Origin of the sequence: Bradyrhizobium sp. SZCCT0148 (assembly GCF_018129985.1) — a bacterium.
In the GTDB taxonomy this organism is placed as follows: domain Bacteria; phylum Pseudomonadota; class Alphaproteobacteria; order Rhizobiales; family Xanthobacteraceae; genus Bradyrhizobium; species Bradyrhizobium japonicum_H.
The window spans coordinates 128,742-151,150 of record NZ_JAFCKT010000010.1 but is presented as its reverse complement, the minus strand read 5'-3'; the positions used below and the strand labels follow the sequence as shown (position 1 = coordinate 151,150).

The window sequence follows — 22,409 nt, the reverse complement described above, 5'->3', positions numbered from 1 at the left end:
AATCGGAAATATGGTTCGCAAGAACGAGCTCCGCGAGGGCGAGGTCGCCATCGAGCTGCCGCCCGCGCAGGATGCCGGCCTGGTCTTCATTGGCCGCGTCCGCACTCCCTGGACCTCGCGGATGGAGACGCCGAGGCAGGGCCGTCAGGACGGCCCGATCTGCCGGCTCGAGATATTCGAGCCGTTCGTGCCGGCCATCAAGGGCGTGGATTTCTACAGCAATCTGGAAGTGCTCTACTGGCTCGACCAATCGCGCCGCGACATCATCCTGCAAAGCCCGAAGAACAACGAGAAGACCCGCGGCACCTTTTCGCTGCGCTCGCCGGTGCGTCCCAATCCGATCGGCACCTCGATCGTGAAGCTGGTCGGCATCGAGGGCAATGCGATCCTGGTGCGCGGGCTCGATTGTCTCGACAACACGCCGCTGGTCGACATCAAGCCCGACCGCTGCGAGTTCACGCCGCTGGCGGCGCCGCAGAAGGGCGATTTCGAGACGGAGTGAGGGGCGTTCTCTCCGTCGTCATTGCGAGCGAAGCGAAGCAATCCAGGCTGCCTCCGAGGAAGCGGTCTGGATTGCTTCGTCGCAAGGCGCCTCGCAAAGACGGGTGGATGGGGCCGAGCCTTAGCCCGCCTTCAACGCCGCAATCAGCTTGGTTGCGTTTTCTTCGAGCACCTTGACGTCTTCCTTGCGGCTGGCGGGCGGCAGCATCGCCACGCCGTCGTGGCGCGGCATCACGTGCATGTGCAGGTGAAACACCACTTGGCCACCGGCGGGCTCGTTGAACTGCTGCACGGTGATGCCATCGGCCTTGAACGCCTTCATCGCGGCGATCGCGATCTTCTTCGCACCGCGGGCGACGTGGGCGTAATCGTCCGGCGCGATGTCGAGGATGTTGCGCGCGGGGGCCTTCGGAATCACCAGCGTATGGCCGGGAACGCGCGGCATGATGTCGAGGAAGGCGAAGACGTGCTCGTCCTCGTAGACCTTGTGACAGGGCAGCTCGCCGCGCAGAATTTTTGCGAAGATGTTGTTGGTGTCGTAGGCGGTCATGGCGACGGCTCCCTCAGGATTTAAGCTTACTGTCACCCGCGAGGGTACAGCGTCAAGGCGCCTCGTCGATGCCTTTGCGGAACGGCCCGAGCTCGGCGAGCTCCCGTCCTGCCTCGGCGACGTAGGCCCGCTCCCGCTTGAGGTAATCGTCGATGGCGCGGCGCAGGCCGGGATCGGCGATGAAGTGCGCGGAATGAGTCGTGCGAGGCAGATAGCCGCGCGCGATCTTGTGCTCGCCCTGCGCGCCGGCCTCGACATGGGTGAGGCCACGTTTGATGGCGAAGTCGATCGCCTGGTAATAGCAGACCTCGAAATGCAGGAACGGATGATGCTCGACCGCGCCCCAGTTGCGGCCGAACAGCGTGTCCGAGCCGATGAAGTTGATCGCGCCCGCGATCCAGCGATCGTTGCGGCGGGCCATGACCAGCAGTACGTCCTCAGCCATGGTCTCGCCGATCAGCGAGAAGAATTCGCGGGTGAGATAAGGCCGGCCCCATTTGCGCGAGCCGGTCTCCATGTAGAATTCGAAGAAGGCGTCCCAGGCATCCTCGGTGATGTCCTTGCCCGTCAGCCAGTGGATGGTGATCCCGGCGGGGAGCGCGTCCCGCCGCTCGCGCTTGATCGATTTGCGGTGGCGCGAGTTCAGCGTGCCGAGGAAATCATCGAAGCTCGCAAAGCCCTCATTGCGCCAGTGGAACTGCTGGTCGGTGCGCTGCAGGAAGCCGTGCTCGGCGAGCAGCTTCCATTCCTCCTCGCGCGCGAAGGTGACGTGGACGGAGGAGGCCTTGCTGACCCCGCATAGCGCCAAGAGGCCGCCCGCCAACGCGTCCATGATGCGCTCGCGATCGACGCCGTCGCGGACCAGCAGGCGCGGACCCGTTGCCGGCGTGAAGGGAACCGAAACCTGCAGCTTCGGATAGTAACGCCCGCCGGCGCGCTCATAGGCGTCGGCCCAGCCGCGGTCGAACACGTACTCGCCTTGCGAATGCGATTTCAGATAGCAGGGCACGACGCCGGCGACGCGGCCATCGACCTTGGCCACCAGGTGCCGCGGTCCCCAGCCGGTGCGGATCGTGGCCGAACCCGATGTCTCGACGGCCGAGAGAAAGGCGTGTGAGACGAACGGGTTATAGGCGAGCTTTGAGACGCTGAGAGAATCGCCTGGAGGGATGAGTGAGGTTCCCGCGCCAGGCCCGCATTTGCCGCCGGGATTGGCGCAGGCGTCCCAATCTTCGGCGGACACCTCGCCAATGGACGGTACGGCCTCGAGCGTGATTTCAGATGATGCCATCGTGCCCAAGATCGTGCATTGCAGCAGCGACTTCAAGAGGTGGAAACTGAGCTCCCTCTTGTGCCCCGGACGCAGCGCAGCGCACAGCGGTGCGATGCAGAGCCGGGGCTCATCTCACCACATAGCGTGCCGCCTCCCGGGACCCGGCTCTGCGCAGCGACGCTGCTCGGTGCAGCGCGTCCGTGACACAACAGCCGGCCGCGCCCTACGGCACGAACCCCTCAAAGATCATCTGATCGGCATATTGCCCGACCCGCGTCCGCTGCTCCGGGGTGCGGACGGTCCAGCCGAGCAGGGCGCAGCCGAAGACGTTGCGGGCGATCCAGGGGGCGGGAGCCGGGAGGTGGTCGACTTTGAAGGCGACGAAATGGGGCTGGGTCTGAAAGCCGTGGCGCAGGTACAGCATGCTGTCGCGCTGGGGCTGCGTGAGCTTGGCCCAATAGTCGTCCTCATAGGTCCGCTGCGCGACGATGCCGCGCGGGCGGGAGGGCAGCAGCTCGCGCAACGCCAGCACCTGGTCGGGATCGAACGACATGCCGACGGCACGCCCCTGATAGGACGCCAGCACCTCGGCCATCCGCTTCACCAGCTTGCGGTCGCCGTCAAAATGGCTCTTCACCTCGATCACCAGCGGCACGCGACCGGCGACCATGGCGCAGAGGTCAGTGAGCGACATCATTCGCTCGTCCGTGTCCTTGAATTTGACCGCCTTCAGCTCCGCGGCGGTCTTCGACACCACCTCGCCGGTGGCCTCGGTGAGGCGGCCGAGCGCATGGTCGTGATGCACCATGGCCTCGCCGTCGGCGGAGAGCTGGATGTCGACCTCGATCGAGAAATTACCTGCAATCGCAGCCTGCACCGCGCCCGGCATGTTCTCGACGATGCCGCGGGAAATGTCGTGCAGGCCGCGATGGGCGACCGGCCGGGCTGTCAGCCAATCCGGAGCGCGCATGCCGGTCAGGCGACTTCGAACACGCCCTCGACCTCGACCGCCGCGTCCGCGGGCAGCGAGGCAACACCGACGGTGGTGCGTGCGTGGCGGCCCTTATCGCCGAAGGCCGCGACCATCAGGTCGGAGGCGCCGTTGAGCACCTTCGGTCCGTCCAGGAAGTCCGGCGCCGAGTTGATGAAGCCGCCGAGGCGAACCACGCGCACCACCTTGTCGAGGTCGCCGAGCGCCGCCTTGACCTGGGCCAGCAGATTGACCGCGCAGCCGCGGGCCGCCGCAGCGCCGTCCTCGATGGAGACACCTGCACCCAGCTTGCCCTTGGCGATCAGCTTGCCGGAGGGGTCGAAGCAGACCTGGCCAGAGACGAACAGCAGGTTACCGGTGCGCACGAAGGGCACATAATTGGCCACGGGGGTGGGGGCCTCGTGCAGCTTGATGCCCTGTTCCGCCAGCTTCTGTTCGACCGTGCCCGCCATGTTCGCCGCCCTTGTTGTCCGAAAATTCCATTCGCGCCGGCGCGTCCATCGGAGGCCGGCTGCGCCCTGTTTCGCCCATCGTGCCGCCACATGCAAGCAAGCCGCAAGAGATCACCCTTTTGCCGAGGCGAGGCCGCAGGTTCAACGGCAAGGCTGCAACTTTACGTGAAACGGCCTCAGTTGCGACGCAATGGAACGGTCATTAAAATGTCGAATCTGCGCATCCCCAAGGATTACCCAAGGACGCGTTCCCAAGGATCAGACATGGTGCACCTCTTCCGGACTTCGCTCGGTGTCATGACGCTCGCAGCGGCCAGTTTGGGCCTCGGCAATTTAGGCGTTGGCAATGGCGCACAGGCCGCCAATGGCCCATTCCTCGCGCATCAGGCGCTTTACGACCTGAGCTTGGTGAAATCGCGCTCCAACTCGGTCAACAGCGCGCGCGGCCGCATCCTCTACAACTTCACCGGAAGCTCGTGCGAGGGCTACACCTCGGAATTCCGCCAGGTCTCGGAGCTCGACAGCGGCGAGGGCAAGGTCACGCTCAGCGACCTCCGCTCCAACTCCTGGGAAGATGCCGCGGGCAAAAGCTACCGCTTCAAGATCGAGACCCGCATGAACGAGGCGGATGCGGGCCGTGTCGATGGTTCGGCCGAGCGCGACGGCGACCACATCAACGTCAAGCTGAAGCTGCCGGCGCCCAAGAGCTTCACCCTCGACGGCAATATCGTATTCCCGACCGAGCAGATCCAGCGCATCATCTCCGCCGCCAAGGACGGCAAGCCGCTGCTCGAGCTCTCCGTCTATGACGGCTCCGATGACGGCCAGAAGGTGTACAACACGCTGACCGTGATCGGCCAGCCGATCCCCGCCGATCGCGCCGCCTCGCCGGATCCGTCGACCGCCGACGAGCACATGAAGTCGCTGAAGCGCTGGCCCGTCACGGTCAGCTATTTCGACCGCGAGGCCCAGCAGAAAGAGGGCGAGCAGACGCCGGTCTATGCAATGGCGTTCGAGCTCTACGAAAACGGCGTCTCGCGCCAGCTGGTGCTCGACTACAACGATTTCGTCATTTCCGGAGCGATGGGCAAGTTCGACGTCAAGGACAGCAAGCCCTGTAATTGAGGGCAGAGCTCTCCGCGCAAGCGGTGCCGTAGGGTGGGCAAAGCGTAGCGTGCCCACGCATGCTCTCGATAATCATCGATAGATGGTGGGCACGGCGGAAGTGCGCCTTTGCCCATCCAGAGATCGGTCTCTGCGCATCGCTCCCCGCCATGACAGACTAGCTCTCGTCACACTCTCCAGCTACGCTTGCGCCCAATCACAAACTCCGGGAGGCCCCCATGCCGAAGCTCGATCATCTCCGCCCCAGCGGGCTGCATCACAATCCCGCTTATTCTCACGTCGTGACAGCTACCGGTGCACGCACGATCTACATCTCCGGCCAGGTGTCGGTGGACGAGGAGGGGCGGATCGTCGGCGAGGGCGATCTCGCCGCGCAGACCACGCAGGTGATGCAGAATCTCGGGCACGCGCTGAAGGCGGCCGGCGCGAGCTATTCCAACATCGTGAAGATCACGACCTTCGTCGTGAACTACAAGCCGGAGCTTCGCCCGATCATCGGCAAGGCCCGCTCGGCCTTCTTCGACGGCATGGAGCCGCCGGCCTCGACCCTGGTCGGCGTCTCCGCGCTCGCCGCGCCGGAATGGCTGATCGAGATCGAGGCGATCGCCGTCGCGGACTGAGGTCGTATCCCGGATTGCGCTGCGCTCCATCCGGGCTACAAGCGCTTTGCATCCGACATCTCTTGCAGCAGCATGATCGCTTCATCGGCTCTGTCGCCAGGCACGAACAGATGGTCATGATGGAAGGCCGAAACCGCATTCACGCTGATGCCGGCTTCGGCCAGACGCGCCGTGATGGCTGCCAGGAAGCCGACCGCATCGAGCGCGGAGTGAACCGTCAGGGTGATCAGGCGCGAGGGGAACGCGTAGCGTAGTCCTGCGGCTTCAGCCTCGTCGCGAGGCATCACGAGCGTCGTTCCTTCCTGCTCGCGGAACGTCAGCAGCGGATTGAGTGCTGCGGGAACGCCTTCGTTCGCCGCAATCGTGCAGAACACGAAGGTGCCCGGCCGCAGCTCCGGCCTCACGTGCCTCAGCAGTGCGTCGAGATCGCGTTCGCCCGTCATCACTCCGGCGCTTTCTCCGGCCCGTCATACGCGATGCCGCGGATCACGGCGGCACTGCCGAACTTCTTGCGCAGGCTGTCGACCGCACGCTCGGCATGGGCGGCGCGGCGGTCGAGCATGTCGGTGTCGTCGGCGGGCGAGCCCTCGCGCAGCGCGCTGACGCCGGCGCCCATCAGGCGGAAGGCGGTGCCGTCGATCTCTTTCGCCAGCATCTCGCGGCAGATCGCGAAGATCTTGGCGGCGAGCTGGGTCGGCGCCGCAATCGATTGTGAGCGGGTGCGCTGGCGGAAATCGGCGGTCTTCAGCTTCAGGGTGACGGTCGAACCGCCGAGCTCGCTGCTCTTCAGCCGCGACGAGGTCTTCTCGCACAGCCGCCACAGGATCTTCTCCAGCGTCGCGAAATCGCGGATGTCGGTCTCGAAGGTGGTCTCGCTGGAAATGGTCTTGGCGCCCCGGTCAGGCTCGACGCGGCGGTCGTCGATGCCGCGGGCGAGCCGCCACAGCCGGCGACCGTCGCTCGGAAACTGCCGCATCATCTCGATCTCGTCGACTTTCTGCAGGTCGGCGATGACGCGGAAGCCGCGCTGCACCAGCCGCTCCTGCGTGGCGGGGCCGACGCCGAAGATGAAGCCGACCGGCTTCTCGGCGAGCATCGTGCGCGCTTCCTCCTGGTCGAGCGCGGCAAAGCCGCGCGGCTTGTCGAGATCGGAAGCAATCTTGGCCAGGAACTTGTTGGAGGACAGGCCGACCGAGACGGAGATGCCGATGTCGCGTTCGACCTCACGGGCAAAGCGCGCCAGCACCTTGGCCGGGATCATGCCGTGCACCCGCTCGGTGCCGGAGAGATCGAGAAAGGCCTCGTCGATCGACAGCGGTTCGACCAGCGGCGTCAGTGCCTGCATGGCCTGCCGCACCTCGCGACCGACGCGGACGTACTTCGCCATGTCGGGCGGGATCACGGTCGCGTGCGGGCAGGCTTCCAGGGCTTTGAACATCGGCATGGCCGAGCGCACGCCGTAGGTGCGCGCGATGTAGCAGGCGGCCGAAACCACGCCGCGTTTTCCACCGCCGATGATGACGGGCTTGTCGGCGATGTCAGGATTGTCGCGCTTCTCGACCGTCGCATAGAAGGCGTCGCAGTCGATGTGGGCGATGGTCAGGCCCGCGAGCGCGGCGTGGCGGACCAGGCGAGGGGAACCGCAGGCCGAGCAGCGCCGCACGCCCATATCGAGGTCGGCCAGACAATCCCGGCAGAAACAGCGGGGCCCGGCCGCCTCAGGGACGCTCACGGCACGTCGTGCTCCCAGGTCCGGTCCCCCAGCGCGTCGCCGAGGACCTGTCGCGCCGCTGCGACGTTGGTTGGATGCAATTCCGCCGAACTGGCAAAGGCCTTCACGGTGGCGTCGTCGCGCATCACGAAATCGAGCACGCTGAGGAGGAAATTGGGGTCGGCGGCGGCATTGCGCAGGCTCTCGGGCCCCACCCCCGTCTCAGCCAGGAACAGGCCCAGCCTTTCAGGGTCGCCCGCAACAAAAGACAGCGCCTGAATCGCAACGATTTCAGCGACTTCGCGGGGGTTGTGAACAGGCTTTTTCAAGGGGGCGGTTTGCCTTTCCGTTAACTTTCGGTGTCTACTTTGGAGTCATCATGCCCGAGTCTCGGCCTCAAGTCTTCCGGTCCCAGGCAAGCAACTGGAAACCACATCGCAGAAAGTCGGCCCTTGGGTTTAACGAAACTCAAGCGAATCTGAGGCTAGTTTGAATCCAGTTTTCAAAACGCCGGAAAGCGGCGTCTGAGGCGGCACATGTACCGGTCTGCGGACCAATCAGGAGGGCGGGATGGCTAAGACCGTCCTGATCGTGGAAGACAACGAGCTCAACATGAAGCTCTTCCGCGACCTGTTGGAGGCGCACGGCTACCAGACCACGGGCACCAGCAACGGCTACGAGGCGCTGGACCTCGTTCGAAAACTGCGCCCCGACCTCGTGCTGATGGACATCCAGTTGCCGCAGGTCTCCGGCCTCGAGGTGACGCGCTGGATCAAGGACGATCCGGAGCTGCGTTCCATTCCCGTCGTCGCGGTCACCGCGTTTGCGATGAAGGGCGACGAAGAACGCATCCGCGAGGGCGGCTGCGAGGCTTATTTGTCCAAGCCGATCTCGGTCGGCAAATTCATTGAGACGGTCCGACGTTTTATCGGATAGGAAGTGAGTTCACAGTGTCCGCGCGTATTTTGGTCGTCGACGACGTCCCCGCCAACGTCAAGCTGTTAGAGGCCCGTCTCTCCGCCGAGTATTTCGACGTGATGACCGCCTCGAACGGCACCGAGGCGCTGGCGATGGCCAGCCGCGCCGAATGCGACATCATCCTGCTCGACGTGATGATGCCCGACATGGACGGTTTCGAAGTCTGCCGCCGGCTCAAGACCGACCCGGCGACGCACCACATTCCCGTCGTCATGGTCACCGCGCTCGACAGCCCCTCCGACCGCAACCGCGGTTTGGAAGCGGGCGCCGACGACTTCCTGACCAAGCCTGTCTCCGACGTCGTGCTGATCGCACGCGTGCGCTCGCTGACGCGGCTGAAGATGATGACCGATGAGCTGCGCATGCGCGCCATCACCTCGCTCGAGATCGGCATGCAGGCGCCCGAGCGCAGCGCTGTCGCCGACACCGGCAAGGGCGGCCGAATCCTGCTGGTCGACGACCGCGAGTCCTCCTACGAGCGGCTGGCGACGATCCTCGCCGCCGAGCACACCATCGACGTCGAGCCCAACCCGACGGAGGCGCTGTTCCACGCCGCCGAGGGCAATTACGATCTGCTGATCGTCTCGCTCGACCTCAACAATTTCGACGGCCTCAGGCTCTGCAGCCAGGCCCGCTCGCTGGAGCGCACGCGCCACGTGCCGATCCTGGCGATCGCCGACCCCGAGAATTCGACGCGGCTGCTCCGCGGCCTCGAGATCGGCGTCAACGACTATCTGCTGCGCCCGATCGACAAGACCGAGCTGCTGGCCCGCGCCCGCACCCAGATCCGCCGCCGCCGCTACACCGATCATTTGCGCGACAACGTGCAGAACTCGATCGAGATGGCGATCACCGACGCGCTCACCGGCCTGCACAATCGCCGCTACATGGAGAGCCATCTGGCCACGCTCGCAGAGCAGGCCGCGACCCGCGGCAAGCCGCTGGCGCTGATGATCCTGGACATCGACTTTTTCAAGTCGATCAACGACAATTACGGCCACGACGCCGGCGACGACGTGCTGCGCGAATTCGCAGTGCGGGTGCGCAAGTCGATCCGCGGCATCGATCTGGCCTGCCGCTACGGCGGCGAGGAGTTCGTCATCGTGATGCCTGAGACCGATCTCCACGTCGCCGGCATGGTCGCCGAGCGCCTGCGCCGCTCGATTGCGGGCGAGCCGTTCGCGATCCATAAGGGCGCCAAGCGCATTGAGGTCACGATCTCGATCGGCCTCACCACGCTGGAGCGAAAGGGCGAGGCGGTCGCCGACGTCCTCAAGCGCGCCGACACCGCGCTTTACCGGGCCAAGCACGATGGCCGCAATCGGGTGGTGTCGCAGGCGGCATGAGGGCTGCTCACGCAAAAATTTGCGAAAACAACCCCATGCACAGTAGAAACTGCCAAATGAATCAAAGGGTTATGGCGGGCGAAAAGTGCCTCTTGGACCGCTGGCTTTGACGCGTCGGGCGAAACAGGGGCATCGCGAAGCGTGACGGTTTCCTGGATGGGACCGCAAAGTCCGGCCACTATCAGCTCGGCGGACGGTCGAAACCTTCAAAACCGACGAATAGCACGCCGAACATGATTGCCACGATCCCGGCAGAGCCGAGCACAACAAGCAGCGCTGCCTTCCAGCCGGCCAAGCCCTGCTTTTGAAGCCGAACCGCATACAGAATGAGAGCGATGAACAGGATGGGGCCGACGAGAACGAGCATCGCCAATTCTAAATCTGCGCGCGATGCGGAGTCCACATCTCTCTGGATTGCGCAGGGAAGGTCCGCATTCAAGCCGAAAGCGGACCAGGCGGCTGGTGCCGGCAAGGACGGCTAAGGGGCTGCATAGATCCTTCGAGAGACGGTCGATGCGGCCCGTGCCGCGACCTGAGCAGGGAATAGGCCTTCGCGGTGAACTGGAAGCCCCTGAATAGATCCTCGGGCTCGGCGTCGGACAGCGTCTTCTTGCCATCGTAATAGTCGTGAATGAGCGCGGGATGGGTGCCCATCCTAGCAGTGAGGCGTTGCCGCGCTTCATCGCGGCTGCTCGCTCACGCCACATCAACTCCCGCATTCCGCAACAACACCTTCGCCGCTTGCTTCGCAGCTCTTGCCATCGCCGGATCATCGCGCACGAGGTCCTGTGCGATGGAGCCGTCGACCAGCAGCACGAGCTGCGTCGCCAGCGCCTCCGCATCTGCGACCCCGAGCTCGTTCAACCGGTCGCGAAACCAGAGGCGGCGGCTTTCCTTGAAGGCGATGGCGATCTTCTTCACGGCGCGGTCGGCCGGGCCGAGCTCGGCGACGGCGTTCACGAACGGGCAGCCGCGAAAATCCTTGGCCGCAAAGCGCCGCTCCAGCGAATCGAACGTGGCGAGGATCTGCTCGGCCGGAGGCTTGTCGGAGGGCGCGGCATGGACGAAGCGGCGCTCCAGATAGGCCGCGATCAGGGCGTCCTTGGAGGGGAAGTGGTTGTAGAGCGTGCGTTTGGAGATGCCGATCTCGGCCGCGATGGTGTCGACGCCGATGGCGCGAATGCCCTGCAGATAGAACAGCTTGTCGGCCGTCTGAAGGATCCGCTCTTTCATCGTCTGTGGGGCGGGCGGGGGAGCCATGCAGCGACGCGCATCCTTTTGTCGGTCCCGTGGCTTGACAGCCGCGGTTGAGCATAGCCTAAGTACACAGGTCTGTGTAACCAAAATCAACGGCAACAGCGGACGACGGCATTTGCGCCGTGCCCATGAGGGAGAAGAATATGCCCCTGCTGCAGGTCCTGCGTCCCACATTGCCCATCCTGATCGGCGCATCGATCATGCTGACGCTAAGTATGGGGCTGCGGCAGAGCCTCGGCATCTTCATGCAGCCGTTGACGCACGACATCCACATTTCGATCTCGGATTTCACGCTGGCGCTGGCGGTGCAGAACCTCGCCTGGGGCTTCCTCCAGCCGCTCGCCGGCGCGATGACGGTGCGCTACGGCTTCCGCCCGATCATGATTGCGGGCTCGCTGATGTATATTGCGGGTCTCGCGCTGATGGCGACCGCGCACGGGCTGGTCAGCATCATGATCGGTGCCGGCGTGCTGATCGGGACGTCGATGGCTTGCACGGCAGCCGCGATCGCGATGTCGGTGGCGGCGCGCGCGGTGCCGGCAACGGTGCGTTCCACCGTGCTCGGCATCGTCTCCGGCGCGGGCTCGCTCGGTGCGCTGCTGTCGGCGCCGATCGGACAGATGCTCAATGAGGGCTTCGGCTGGCGCGTCGGGCTCGCCGGCTTCGTCGTCATGTCGGTGCTGATGATTCCGGCCGCGTGGTATGCCGGGCGCGTCGACCAAGTCCCGCTGCCGAAGCCAACCGCCGACGACATCGGCGATGCCACCGCGGCGACCGCGGCGAAGACCGCGTTCGGCAATGCGTCCTTCGTCGTGATGACCTGCGCCTATCTCGTCTGCGGCATGCAGCTCGTCTTCCTCACCACGCATCTGCCGTCATATCTCGCCATTTGCGGCCTTGATCCCATGTTGAGCGCGCAGACGCTCGGCATGATCGGCGGCTTCAACGTGCTGGGCTCGCTGTTCTTCGGCTGGGCCGGCCAGCGCTGGAACAAGCTGGCGCTGCTCGGCGGCATCTACATCCTGCGCTCGCTGGCACTCGCCTGGTATTTCATGTTGCCGGCCACGCCGTTTTCGACGCTGCTGTTCGGCGCCATCATGGGATTCCTGTGGATGGGCGTTGGGCCGCTGGTCGCCGGCGCGGTCGCCGAGATGTTCGGCCTGCGCTGGCAGGCAATGATCCAGGGTCTCGCCTTCATGAGCCACCAGATCGGCAGCTTCCTCGGCGCGTACGGAGGAGGGGTGCTCTACGACGCGCTCGGATCGTACACGATGGCCTGGCGCATCGGTGTGGCGCTGGGCCTCGCCGGCGGCATCGTGCAAGTGGCGTTCGCGCTTCTCAGGCCGTCGCAGCCACCGGCGCCGGTGCTGCGGGCGGCTTAGGCGGGAAGGGGCTCACGATCGTCCGCTCTTGTCGCCCGCGCCGTTGTCTCACCGCCTGAAGATGACGACAAGCGAGCGGCCAAGGTGCGCGAGCCGCCGCGATGTCTGCCCGTCTGCGGAAGAGCGCGCCTTGCCTCAGCAGGTTTACGCGCGCTCTACCTTGACAAGCTCGCTGACCGCCCGCTGCCCCGATGTGGGGCGGGCCGCTTCCGGTGAGGGAGCCTGTTCCGGCGTAGCCATTCCGGTGGCGAGGTTCGGCTCCGGCACATTCGCGAGGAGCACGCGTTCACTTCTGGGCAGGCCGAATCTCGCATACAGGACGGGCAGCAGCAGCAGCGTGAGCGCGGTTGCCGTGACGAGTCCGCCGATGACGACAATGGCGAGCGGCCGCTGGATTTCGGCGCCGGGTCCGGTGGCAAACAGGAATGGCACCAGGCCGAGCGCAGCGATAGAGGCGGTAAGCATCACCGGCCGAAGGCGGCGCTTGGCACCTTCCATGACCGCCTCCGTCAAGGGCAGTTCGCGTCGCGCTACGACCTCGTTGATGTAGGAAATCAGAACCACACCGTTGAGAACGGCGATCCCCATCAGGGCGATGAAGCCGACCGATGCAGGAACGGACAGAAATTCGCCCGAAGCCCACAGGGCGACCACGCCGCCGATGGTGGCGAACGGCACGTTGCAGAACACCAGAACCGCCTGGCGTACCGAATTGAAAGTCAGGTACAGCAGCAGGAAGATCATGGCGAGCGCCATCGGGACGACAAGCGCGAGCCGGGCCGATGCACGCTGCTGGTTTTCGAACTGGCCGCCCCAAACCAGGGTATAGCCGCGCGGAATCTCGAGCTTGCCGGCGACGGCAGCCTTCGCTTCGTCTACGAAGCCAACCAGGTCGCGTCCGCGTACGTTGCTCAGAATGGTCGCGAAGCGCTGCCCATCCTCGCGGATCACCTGGATGGGACCGTCCTCGACGCGAACGTCCGCGATCTGCGACAGCTCGACGGTCCCTCCGCCCGGCAGCACGATCGGCACGCGCGCGAGGTCGGATGCCGAGGCCCGTTGCCGTTCCTCGCCGCGAACCACCAGCGGCGTGCGAACCTGCCCTTCAAGGACGACGCCGAGATCGCGTCCATCCACCCAGACGCGAATCGCCTCCTGGACCTGTTCAGCGTTCAATCCAAATCTGCCGGCTTTGGCGCGGTCGACCGCGACCGTGAGATATTTCATCCCGGCATTGCGAAGGGCGAAGACGTCCACGGCACCCGGAATCTGCTGAATGACCCCAGCGATGTCCCGCGAAAGCCGGTTGAGCGTACCAATGTCGTCGCCCAGAACCTTCACCACCACGTCGCCGCGTGCGCCGATGATCATTTCCTGGACGCGCATATCGATCGGCTGCGTGAACGCGTAGACAATGCCTGGAATGGAGTCGAGCACGCGCCTGAGTTCGCCCAGAAACCACTGCTTGTCGGGCTTAGGCCACTCGGATTTCGGCGCCAGCGACATGAACATGTCGGTCTCGTTCAGACCAACGGGGTCGATGCCGAGTTCATCGGCGCCGGCGCGGGCCATGATGCCCTTGATCACCGGGATTTCCGCCATCAGCACCTGCTGGATCCGGAGGTCCGTCTGCGCGGCCTCTTCGACGGAAACCGTGGGAAATTTGCGGATGGTCACGACCGGCGTGCCCTCGTCCATGACGGGCATGAAGGTCGCGCCAATTCGCGGAAACACAGCTCCGACCGACGCGATGCCGAGGACGAGCCCGATCACGAGGACCAGGGGACGCCTCATGACATGTGCGAGCGCAGGGTCGTAGACGGCGTGAAGCTTGCGCACGAGCCAGGGCTCCTTGGCCGAACCCGCACGCAACAGATAGGTCGCCAGTGTCGGAACGACCGTCAGCGAAAGCAGCAAGGCCGCACCGAGCGCGAAGGCGATGGTCAACGCCACCGGACTGAACAGGCGCCCCTCGAGTCCCTGCAACGAGAGCAGCGGCGTAAACACCATGACGATGATGGCGACGCCAGACACAAGAGGCAGCGCGACTTCGCGCGTTGCCTCGAAAGTCAGCCGGAGGCGCGTCTTCAGATCCGGGTTGCGCGCGTGCGCGAGCCGATGCTCGACATTCTCCACGACCACCACGGCGCAGTCCACCAGAAGCCCGATGGCGATCGCGAGGCCTCCGAGCGACATGATGTTGGCCGACCAACCGAACAACCGCATGATGCCAAAGGTGATCAGCACGGCGAGCGGGAGAATGACGGATACCACCAGCGCCGAACGCAGATTGCCCAGGAACACGAGCAGCAGGATTACGACCAGCGCAATCGCTTCCAGCAGCACCTTCTGGACCGTCCACACGGCTTGACCGATCAGCTCGCTACGATCGTAGAAGATCTCGATCCGGGCGCCCTCAGGGAGCAAGGGTTTGAGCTCCTCGAACTTCGCTTTGACGCCGTCCACGACAGTGCGGGCATTGGCGCCCCGCAGGCCCAGGACCATTCCCCAGACGGTCTCTTGCTCGCCGTTGGTGGTCACCACGCCATTGCGGGCGAGCGAACCGAACCGAACGTCCGCCACGTCACCGACCCTGACGACGGACGAATTCCGCGTCGTGATGATGATATTGCGGATATCGTCGAGTGTCCGGATGCGGCCTTCCGACCGAACCAACAGGGCCTCTTCGCCGTTGCGGATGCGTCCGGCGCCGTCGTTGCGGTTGTTCGACCGGACCGCGTTCTCGAGCACTTCGGTCGTGATTCCACGCGCGGCCATCGCCGCTGCCGAGGGGACGACCTCGAAGGTCCGCACGAAGCCGCCCAGCACATTGACGTCCGCGACTCCGGGAAGGCCGCGCAAGGCGGGGCGGATGGTCCAGTCAACCAAGAAGCGCTTCTCCTGGGGGCTCAGCACGTCGGACTGGATGGTGAACATCACCATTTCCGCCAACGGGGTGACGATCGGCGCGAGGCCGCCGTCCGCGCCGGCGGGCAACTGGTTGCGCACATCCGACAACCGCTCGTTGACCTGTGCACGTGCCCAGAAGATGTCGGTTCCGTCGGCAAACTCGAAAGTCAGCAGCGCGACCGAGTAACGCGTCGTCGACCGCATCTTGACCAGCTGCGGAATCCCGCGCATTGCCAGTTCGATCGGCTGTGTGATCCGGCTTTCCAACTCCTCAGGCGTGAGTCCAGGAGCTCTCATCGAGACCAGAACCTGAGTCGGGGCCACATCCGGGAACGCGTCGATCGACAGCTGCCGGTAGGCGTTGGCTCCCCAGATCGCCAACGCTATGGCGCCCAGAGCCACGAGAATGCGCTGCTTCAGCGCACCGTTGATGAGACTTGCCCACATGGGTCAGCCCTTGTCCGCTGCGGCGAGTTCGGACAGAAGCGCAATCAGCCCCCGATCGGCGACCAGGTCGTCCGGGCCCAAGTCGGCTCGGATTGACGTACGCGCCGACGACTCAGACAGCACCTGCACCGGGCGCGCGACAAAGCCGTCCTTGTTGCGAATGAAGACCCAGCTACGGTCGCGATGCCTGATGACCGCTGCAGCCGGGACCGACCATTGCGTGCCCGGACCCAGGTCGAGACGGATGGTCGCCGTGGTCGCCAGCCCGGGTCGTACGCTGCCTCCGTTGGAGTCGATTTCCGCTACGGCGATCGCCGATTGGGTTTGCGGATCGACGGTACGGGCGATGCGTATCAGGCGACCGCGCGCGCCATGGGCCGGAAGCACGACAGAGGCGCCCGTCTTGAGCGCCGAGAGGCGCGAGGCCGGCACCTGAATGTTGACCCACAGCGGATTGAGACTCGCGATCGTATAGAGGGGAGCGGCGGCATCGACACGTTCGCCCGGTGAGACGTGCCGCTTCACGACCATCCCGCTGACCGGTGCATGAACGGTCACGGCCGGAACGATCTTTCTCGTATTCTGCAAGGACACGATCTCGATCTCAGACAGCTCCATCAGCGCCAGTATCTGCCGTCGCTCATCGAGATGCGCTTTCGCATTGGCAGCCGAGGTCTCTGCCATCCGCAACTCGCGCTCGGGAGTGGCGCGCCCTTCGAAAAGTTGCTGCATTCGCCGCAATCGATCAGCGGCCAGAGCCTCATCAGACAGCGCGGCGAGAAACTGACGCTGAGCCTCGACGATCTCCATGGAGCGTAGTTGCGCGACGGCGTCGCCGGCATTCACGGGCTCGTCCGCCGCAACCAACATCGATTCGACCAGGCCGTTCGCAGGCGCCGCGACCACCCGCATCTGCTGGGGCGGAATGGCGACAGTACCGGGGAACGACAACTCGATTTCCGGCTGTTCCTTGTCCGGACGTGTGGTGGTGATCCCGGCGAACCGGATCTCCCGCTCGTCCATCGAAATCGCAATTTCGTCCTCTGCGGCGCTGGACTGGGCATGGGGCGCCATCACGAGCGCCAGCACCAGGCCTGCCAGCGCCGGATGCAGGAGAGTCCGCCGTTTCCCGAATATCTCCACATGACCGACGTGATCGGGCACGCCCGTCGTCTCAGGCGATCGCCTTGGAGAACCGAGAGCACATGAGATGACATTGCGGAAAAGTTCGACGAACTGGTTCATGACCTTCTTCGAGACTGATTGAACGTTTGATGCTGAGAATGGCGTCCGGCATGTTGCAAGGCTGAGATGGGGGTCCTCGATCGACTTCCGCAACAGCCACAACCCCTCCATTGGCATTTCAAATGGAAGGCATTGAAACTGCCAAAATCCTGCGAGTGGTATCCGGACGGCGGCGAGCCGCCGCCGACAGGCGCCTTTCGTGGGCGACCGGCGGACTTCCCGACAGGCCGATTGGTGCAGGGCAGGACTGCCAATCCGGAGCTTGGCTCACGCTCAATCGGCGGGTTCATCCTTCGGACAAGCGCGGATATTGGACCGAGCGAGCCTGGCGTCGTCGAGCGATTTATACGGACCGCTTCCGAACCAGATGACGGCACCATCGATGGTCGGGTTGGAAGTGACGATGTCGCATGTCTTGGTCGTATGATTGCCCACGACCCAAAATCCGACGTACTCCGGCCAACGCGCGAAAACGGCCGAAGCATTGGCAAACGTCGCAGCAGCTAACAAAAAAGACATCACGGCCAGCGACTTCACAGTCCTTCTCCTCCAAGGCGGGTTGATCCAACATGATCCAGAGAGCGGCAGCGCTTGTCGGAAGCCATGAGTTGCAGCCGACTCGCCTCAGGCGAGGCTTGCCAGGAATTGCGACGCCACCTCGCGGTCGGCCTCCGTTTGCCAATTTCCGACGACGTTCGGAGACGCTACAGAGCGGCTCGCATCGCCATCTCGCGAAAACGAGCTCGCAACTGCCGATCGCTCATCGGCTTCCCGCACGCCTTCAGGTCGGTTGCAACCTTCGCAACCACGTCATCGTGACCCGGGCTACGGAGATCGGCGATGTGAACCGCAAGAGCGTAAGCCTCAAGGGCGTCGTCCTTAAGTCCCGCATGCCGTCCGGCCCACAATCCGAAAAGCACGTTTCTGCGGGCGATCTCGCCTTCTCTCGTGTCCTCATCAATCCGTTTCGTGAAGGTGCTCGTGTTCAAATCCAGGGTCATTGTGCAGGCCTTTGTCTGTCTCTGCACTCTTGGATAGGGGGCCGACCGACCGAACGCCAATTGAAACGATCAATGCCGTCGATTGAAGGATTGCACGACCGGCCGACGAGCGCGGGATGCCAAGCCGCTGACCTTGTCGGTCCCTGAGTGACGCCTCCGGACGCCCCCGTAGCGCCGGCCGTGCGCTCACATTTTCCTCAGGGCATCACTTCGGCTATTCCGGCCGCCGATATTCGAGCGAATGAGTGATGTGCTCGGCCAACATTTCGGCCGCACGGGACAATTTGCCTGGGGAGCGGTAGAGGGCGATTTCAGAATCCGGAAGTTGTGGCAGCTGTTGCTCCGCGCCGACGATCTTCAAGCCTGGCGGCACCATATCCTTCGATAGTATGGTGATACCTAGCCCGGCGCGAACGGCGGCCTGCAAACCCTCGCTGCTGACACTCGTATAGACGATACGCCAGTCGCGTCCCTGCGATTGCAGACTCGCCAATGCTCTCTTGCGATAGACATCGGGGGCCGGGGCCAACGCCAGCGGGATCGGACTTCCGGTTTCGAAGACAAACTGAGGCGAGCAAACCCAGACAAGAATATCGCGCCAGACCGGCACTCCCCCCAAGGGGGCCTGCGGCTCGCGCTTAATCAGAACGAGATCGTACTCCCCTTTGGAAAATCCCTCGAGAAGGCTGAAACTGAAATTGCAGTTCACGTCCAGCGTGACGCGCGGATGGGCCCTCGCAAAGCGCGCCAGAATGTCGGGCAGGTAGACGGTTGCGAAATCCTCCGTAGTCCCGAGGCGGATCGTGCCTTCGATGTCGGGTTCCATGAGCCGGGCGCGGGCTTCATCGGCGATATGCAAGAGCTGCCGGGCATAGGCCAACAGAATTTCGCCGTCCGCCGTCAGCAGAACCTCACGCCCGCTACGCTCAAACAGCGGCCTCTTCAGATTATCCTCGAGCTTCTTGATCTGCAGGCTGACCGTCGACTGGGTCCGGCCAATGCGCTCCCCGGCTTTCGTGAAGCTGTTGTTGTCGACCACCGCCACGAAGGTGCGCAACAAGTCGAAATCAAAGGGTGGCGTACTCAAGATGACCGATCCCCCACACAGCGCTCCGAGCGAATGGCATTGAGCTGAACCGGACCTTCAGCATACGCGAAAATGCGAATTGTCCAAGAAGCCACGCAACAACAAGAGGGAGGGGAAGGCCTCTCAAGCCGATCCAGACCGCCATCCACGGCGTTCCCTTCGGGCGGCCCTATAAGGCGCCGATCCGAACGAGATGAGATGGCAGAGAGCAGCTAGGACGGCGCGACGTTCACCTTGACCGCGACGGGCCGCGGAAGGCGCAGCCCACGAGTCAACACTGAACGGCGCGGTGTCCGCAGCCGCTTCGGCAGTGTTCCAAAACGCATGAGGGCTTGCATCAGCGCAGCCCGGATGGCCGGCTCGATCTTCGTGCAAATGAACCAGCAGACCAGCACGAGCAGGCCCAGCGCGATCCAGAGTGCCGAGGTGGCATCCAGGCCGGCATCGACCAGCGCGCGGATGATCGCAGCCCCGATGACGTTGTGAGTGAGATAGAGCGGGTAGGTGATCAGCCCGAGCGTTCTCAAATAGGCCGGTGCTTCGGGTGCGGCGCCTGCAGAGCGCCTGTTCCTGTTCGCGGCGAGGGCGATGAGGAGCACCGCGGCGGCCCAGACCAGGATCGGCGCCAGGGCCGATTGATCCGCGATGGCGGGGATGGACTCCAGGAAGAAGGAGGCGAAGAAATAGATTTCCGCCGCGCCAGACAGACAGGTGACGGCGACGGCGACCTGTTCGAGCGCCGTCAATTGCCTGTTGGCGGAGATGAACAGCCAGATGCCAAGGGCGAAGAAGCAGCCATGGCTCAGCAGGAACGCCGCGCACGGCACCCGGAACATCAGGATGACGAGATAGGGCAGGTCGGACGGCGTCGTGCATGACGCGACCAGCAGCGCGACGGCATTGAAGATTGCGCTGTAGACGGTGAGGCCAAAGGCCAGGTGCCGCAGCGTGATCTTCCGCGTCAGCATCGCGCAGAACACGAGGCCATAAAACGCCGTCTCGGCGGCCAGCGTCCAGTAGACCTCGTCGAGCCACTGGCCCGTGACGCCCTTGGGCACCATCAGCATGGCGTGGATATAGGGCAGGATGATTTCGGAGGCCGGCCCGCTGCCGAACAGCAGCAGCACGAGCAGGGTCGCGGTGGCGCAGACCCAGACCGCCGGATAGAGCCTGAGAACGCGGCCGAGAAGGAACGCGCCCGGCGAAGACTGGCTCGCGGAATTTGCGATCACGAAACCGGAAATGACGAAGAAGATTTCGACGCCGACCCAGCCGAACCATGTGAAGGGCGCAGCGGAGGGGTAGAGGACATCGGCGGCGACGGTGCGCTCGAAGCCCGGGACGCCGATCGAGGTCCAGGCCCATGACCAGAACATCTGGTGAAACATGGCAACGCCGAGCGCGGCGGCGAAGCGCAGCGGATCCAGCAAGGGCAAATGGCTTTTCACGGGAATGGACCGGATTCATGCAACGATCCCGCTGGGGATATTGAATCCGGTCATGGCACTCTGCGAGGTGGGTCACACTTGCGCTGGCACGATCCAAATTGCACCGGTCGCGGCGGGCGCCTGACGCAACGGGGCCAGGCGTGCCGAGCAGTAACCATGGCGCTTACGACAACTCCAACTCCCAGGGCTCGACCTTGATGGGAAGTTTCTGGCCGCGAGCATCCTCACTCCTCGAGCGGGCTCATGACATCGCGCGAAGCTCTTCCACGCCGACCGGGGGGTTGCTCCGCCAGCCGACGATGAAGGCGCGTCTTGCGAGCCCGTTCTGAACCCGGGCGATCTGCGTCCGCTCCGCAGCGAGCCGAAGCCGCAACAGGGGATCGCGGGAGCCCGAGACGGTGAGGCTTTTATTGATGACCCAGCCATATGGTTCGACGCCGGCACGCCGCAAGTCATCCTGGAGAGAGGCGGCCTCGGACACCGGCGTCGTCTCCGGCAGCGTCACCAGGATCACCTTCGTGTGGGTCGGGTCCTGCAGCCGCATCAGAGGGGTAACGATCCGCCCCGCACCGCTCGGTGCGAGTTGGCTCGTCATCTGGCGATGATAGGCGCCGGTGGCGTCCAGCAGGAGCAGCGTGTGGCCGGTCGGCGCCGTATCGAGCACCACGAAGGCGCTCCGGGCTTCCGCGACGACGTGCGAGAAGGCATGGAAAACAGCGACCTCCTCGGTACACGGCGACGCCAGATCTTCCAGCAGAAGGGCCTTGCCCTGTGCGTCGAGGTCACGGCCACGGCTCGACATTATCTTCGCGACGTAGCGCTCGGTCTCGACCCGGGGATCGATCCGGTCGACCGTGAGACCCGGCATGACGCCATCGACAACGAAACTGACGTGAGCTGCGGGATCGGTCGTGCTGAGATGGACGGCATGACCCCGCTTCGCTAACCCCACCGCGATGGCGGCAGCGAGCGTCGTCTTTCCGACACCGCCCTTGCCCATGACCATGATGAGGCCGCGCTTGCCCTGCGCGATGTCGTCAACCAACCGGTCGAGGCCCGGCAGGTCGACCGGCTCCGAGCTTCTTTCAGTGGAGACGACCGATGGTCGATTGGAGGGCGACAGCAGCGCCCTCAGAGCCGTCACGCCGACGATGTCGAAGCCAAGCAAAGGAATTTCGTCTCGCGGCAGTTTCGCGAGCGATGCCGGCATCGCGGCCAGCGCCTCGTCCTGGTCCCGCTCAAGCGCCCCTGCAACGACATCGGTCGGGTCCGCGGCGTGAAAGCGCCCGTTCACCACGAGAAGCTGGTTCGATAGATTAAGCCCATCAAGTTCGCCCGATGTCCTCGCCGCCTCGCGGACGGCGCCGCGATCGGCGCGGGTGACCAGAATGATGGTGGTCTGCCTGGAATCGCCCAGGGCCTGCAGCGCCTTGCGAAAGCGGTCCTCCTGCATCTTCAGGCCGGAGTGCGGCCCGAGGCAGGATGCGCCCCGATCGTTGTCCTTGAGGAAGCCGCTCCATGCCTTTGGCAGGCTCAGCAGTCGCAGCGTGTGACCGGTCGGAGCCGTATCGAATATGATGTGATCGAACCCCGTCATATCGCCGTCCAGCAGGCCCACGAACTCGTCGAAGGCCGCTATTTCGGTGGTGCAGGCGCCGGAGAGCTGCTCACGCACGGTCGATCGTTCGTCCGTGGTCATTTCGGGCCCGAGCTGGTCGAGGACGCGGCTGCGATAGGCCTCGGCAGCTAGCTCGGGATCGATGTTCATTGCCGAAAGCCCGGTCACGTTCGGCACCGGCGTAGGGCGATCGCTCAACGTGGTTTCGAGTATCTCGTCCAGGTTGGACGCCGGGTCGGTGCTGACGATCAGAACGCGAAGTCCACGGTCGGCGAGGGCAACGGCCGTGGCGCATGCAAGAGAGGTCTTTCCGACTCCGCCCTTTCCGGTGAAGAACAGATAGGGCGTCGGGGCGGTCAGCGCGAGAAATTGGTGCATCTTAGGGTATCCTGCAGCCGCAGTGGTCATACGGCGACGTGTCGAGCGGTCCGGGCGCCGCGGAGCATTGTGTTGAAAGATGGTTCAAC

22 protein-coding genes are annotated in these 22,409 nt (G+C 64.2%); 6 read left to right on the top strand and 16 right to left on the bottom strand.

Annotation, left to right across the window (positions count from 1 at the left end):
- Positions 1–10: 10 nt before the first annotated feature.
- Complete coding sequence (tsaA, locus tag JQ580_RS25655) at positions 11–502, top strand: tRNA (N6-threonylcarbamoyladenosine(37)-N6)-methyltransferase TrmO (protein ID WP_212282972.1); 492 nt, start codon at positions 11–13, stop codon at positions 500–502.
- A gap of 120 nt (positions 503–622) precedes the next feature.
- Here tsaA and JQ580_RS25650 read toward each other — a convergent pair whose 3' ends face one another.
- The 4 genes from JQ580_RS25650 to JQ580_RS25635 all read right to left on the bottom strand — a co-directional run bounded on the left by JQ580_RS25650 (position 623) and on the right by JQ580_RS25635 (position 3,767).
- Positions 623–1,051, bottom strand: coding sequence for an HIT family protein (locus JQ580_RS25650; RefSeq protein WP_212282971.1), 429 nt, complete (start codon positions 1,049–1,051; stop codon positions 623–625).
- A gap of 52 nt (positions 1,052–1,103) precedes the next feature.
- Entirely contained in the window at positions 1,104–2,342 is a 1,239-nt protein-coding gene (locus JQ580_RS25645; protein WP_212282970.1) for a GNAT family N-acetyltransferase, read from the bottom strand.
- Between the two features lie 205 nt (positions 2,343–2,547).
- Positions 2,548–3,294 (bottom strand): glycerophosphodiester phosphodiesterase, encoded by a 747-nt coding sequence (locus JQ580_RS25640; protein ID WP_212282969.1) that lies wholly within the window; start codon positions 3,292–3,294, stop codon positions 2,548–2,550.
- A gap of 5 nt (positions 3,295–3,299) precedes the next feature.
- Complete coding sequence (locus JQ580_RS25635) at positions 3,300–3,767, bottom strand: RidA family protein (protein ID WP_071913057.1); 468 nt, start codon at positions 3,765–3,767, stop codon at positions 3,300–3,302.
- Between the two features lie 264 nt (positions 3,768–4,031).
- On the opposite strand from JQ580_RS25635, the gene JQ580_RS25630 reads away from it, so the two are divergent.
- Together JQ580_RS25630 and JQ580_RS25625 are read left to right on the top strand one after the other, a co-directional pair.
- Positions 4,032–4,892 (top strand): cell envelope integrity EipB family protein, encoded by an 861-nt coding sequence (locus JQ580_RS25630; RefSeq protein WP_212282968.1) that lies wholly within the window; start codon positions 4,032–4,034, stop codon positions 4,890–4,892.
- Between the two features lie 218 nt (positions 4,893–5,110).
- Positions 5,111–5,512 (top strand): RidA family protein, encoded by a 402-nt coding sequence (locus JQ580_RS25625; protein ID WP_212282967.1) that lies wholly within the window; start codon positions 5,111–5,113, stop codon positions 5,510–5,512.
- A gap of 35 nt (positions 5,513–5,547) precedes the next feature.
- Here the strand turns inward: JQ580_RS25625 and JQ580_RS25620 are convergent, their stop codons facing one another.
- The 3 genes from JQ580_RS25620 to JQ580_RS25610 are packed head-to-tail and all read right to left on the bottom strand — an operon-like array spanning position 5,548 to position 7,552.
- Positions 5,548–5,955: an ACT domain-containing protein gene (locus JQ580_RS25620; protein ID WP_212282966.1), complete on the bottom strand. Its 408-nt coding sequence runs from the start codon at positions 5,953–5,955 to the stop codon at positions 5,548–5,550.
- Positions 5,955–7,244, bottom strand: a complete 1,290-nt coding sequence (locus JQ580_RS25615; protein WP_212282965.1) for a DNA polymerase IV — start codon at positions 7,242–7,244, stop codon at positions 5,955–5,957. The genes JQ580_RS25620 and JQ580_RS25615 overlap by 1 nt, the downstream gene beginning before the upstream one ends.
- The gene (locus JQ580_RS25610; protein ID WP_212282964.1) at positions 7,241–7,552 is read right to left on the bottom strand and encodes a DUF3572 domain-containing protein; all 312 of its coding nucleotides are present in this window, start codon (positions 7,550–7,552) and stop codon (positions 7,241–7,243) included. The genes JQ580_RS25615 and JQ580_RS25610 overlap by 4 nt, the downstream gene beginning before the upstream one ends.
- A gap of 241 nt (positions 7,553–7,793) precedes the next feature.
- Between JQ580_RS25610 and JQ580_RS25605 the strand changes: the two genes are divergently transcribed.
- Positions 7,794–8,159, top strand: a complete 366-nt coding sequence (locus tag JQ580_RS25605; protein WP_094977510.1) for a response regulator — start codon at positions 7,794–7,796, stop codon at positions 8,157–8,159.
- 14 nt (positions 8,160–8,173) lie between these two features.
- Positions 8,174–9,547 carry a PleD family two-component system response regulator gene (locus JQ580_RS25600; RefSeq protein ID WP_212282963.1) on the top strand — a complete coding sequence of 458 codons (1,374 nt, stop codon included), beginning with the start codon at positions 8,174–8,176 and terminating at the stop codon, positions 9,545–9,547.
- A 181-nt stretch (positions 9,548–9,728) separates the two neighbouring features.
- Here the strand turns inward: JQ580_RS25600 and JQ580_RS25595 are convergent, their stop codons facing one another.
- On the bottom strand, positions 9,729–9,914 hold the full coding sequence (locus JQ580_RS25595; protein ID WP_212282962.1) for a hypothetical protein: 186 nt from the start codon (positions 9,912–9,914) through the stop codon (positions 9,729–9,731).
- A gap of 329 nt (positions 9,915–10,243) precedes the next feature.
- Positions 10,244–10,807 (bottom strand): TetR/AcrR family transcriptional regulator, encoded by a 564-nt coding sequence (locus tag JQ580_RS25590; RefSeq protein ID WP_212282961.1) that lies wholly within the window; start codon positions 10,805–10,807, stop codon positions 10,244–10,246.
- A gap of 140 nt (positions 10,808–10,947) precedes the next feature.
- Between JQ580_RS25590 and JQ580_RS25585 the strand changes: the two genes are divergently transcribed.
- On the top strand, positions 10,948–12,186 hold the full coding sequence (locus JQ580_RS25585; RefSeq protein ID WP_212282960.1) for an MFS transporter: 1,239 nt from the start codon (positions 10,948–10,950) through the stop codon (positions 12,184–12,186).
- 144 nt (positions 12,187–12,330) lie between these two features.
- On the opposite strand, the gene JQ580_RS25580 is transcribed toward JQ580_RS25585, so the two are convergent.
- The 7 genes from JQ580_RS25580 to arsA all read right to left on the bottom strand — a co-directional run bounded on the left by JQ580_RS25580 (position 12,331) and on the right by arsA (position 22,320).
- Positions 12,331–15,543 (bottom strand): efflux RND transporter permease subunit, encoded by a 3,213-nt coding sequence (locus JQ580_RS25580; protein ID WP_212282959.1) that lies wholly within the window; start codon positions 15,541–15,543, stop codon positions 12,331–12,333.
- Between the two features lie 3 nt (positions 15,544–15,546).
- Positions 15,547–16,788, bottom strand: coding sequence for an efflux RND transporter periplasmic adaptor subunit (locus JQ580_RS25575; protein WP_212282958.1), 1,242 nt, complete (start codon positions 16,786–16,788; stop codon positions 15,547–15,549).
- 273 nt (positions 16,789–17,061) lie between these two features.
- Positions 17,062–17,325, bottom strand: a complete 264-nt coding sequence (locus JQ580_RS25570; RefSeq protein WP_311982485.1) for a hypothetical protein — start codon at positions 17,323–17,325, stop codon at positions 17,062–17,064.
- A gap of 167 nt (positions 17,326–17,492) precedes the next feature.
- Positions 17,493–17,789, bottom strand: a complete 297-nt coding sequence (locus JQ580_RS25565; RefSeq protein ID WP_212282957.1) for an ATPase inhibitor subunit zeta — start codon at positions 17,787–17,789, stop codon at positions 17,493–17,495.
- 214 nt (positions 17,790–18,003) lie between these two features.
- Complete coding sequence (locus tag JQ580_RS25560) at positions 18,004–18,876, bottom strand: LysR substrate-binding domain-containing protein (RefSeq protein ID WP_249134419.1); 873 nt, start codon at positions 18,874–18,876, stop codon at positions 18,004–18,006.
- Positions 18,877–19,088: 212 nt separating this feature from the next.
- Entirely contained in the window at positions 19,089–20,324 is a 1,236-nt protein-coding gene (locus JQ580_RS25555) for an acyltransferase family protein (protein WP_212282956.1), read from the bottom strand.
- 241 nt (positions 20,325–20,565) lie between these two features.
- Complete coding sequence (gene arsA, locus JQ580_RS25550; protein WP_212282955.1) at positions 20,566–22,320, bottom strand: arsenical pump-driving ATPase; 1,755 nt, start codon at positions 22,318–22,320, stop codon at positions 20,566–20,568.
- Positions 22,321–22,409 lie beyond the last annotated feature (89 nt).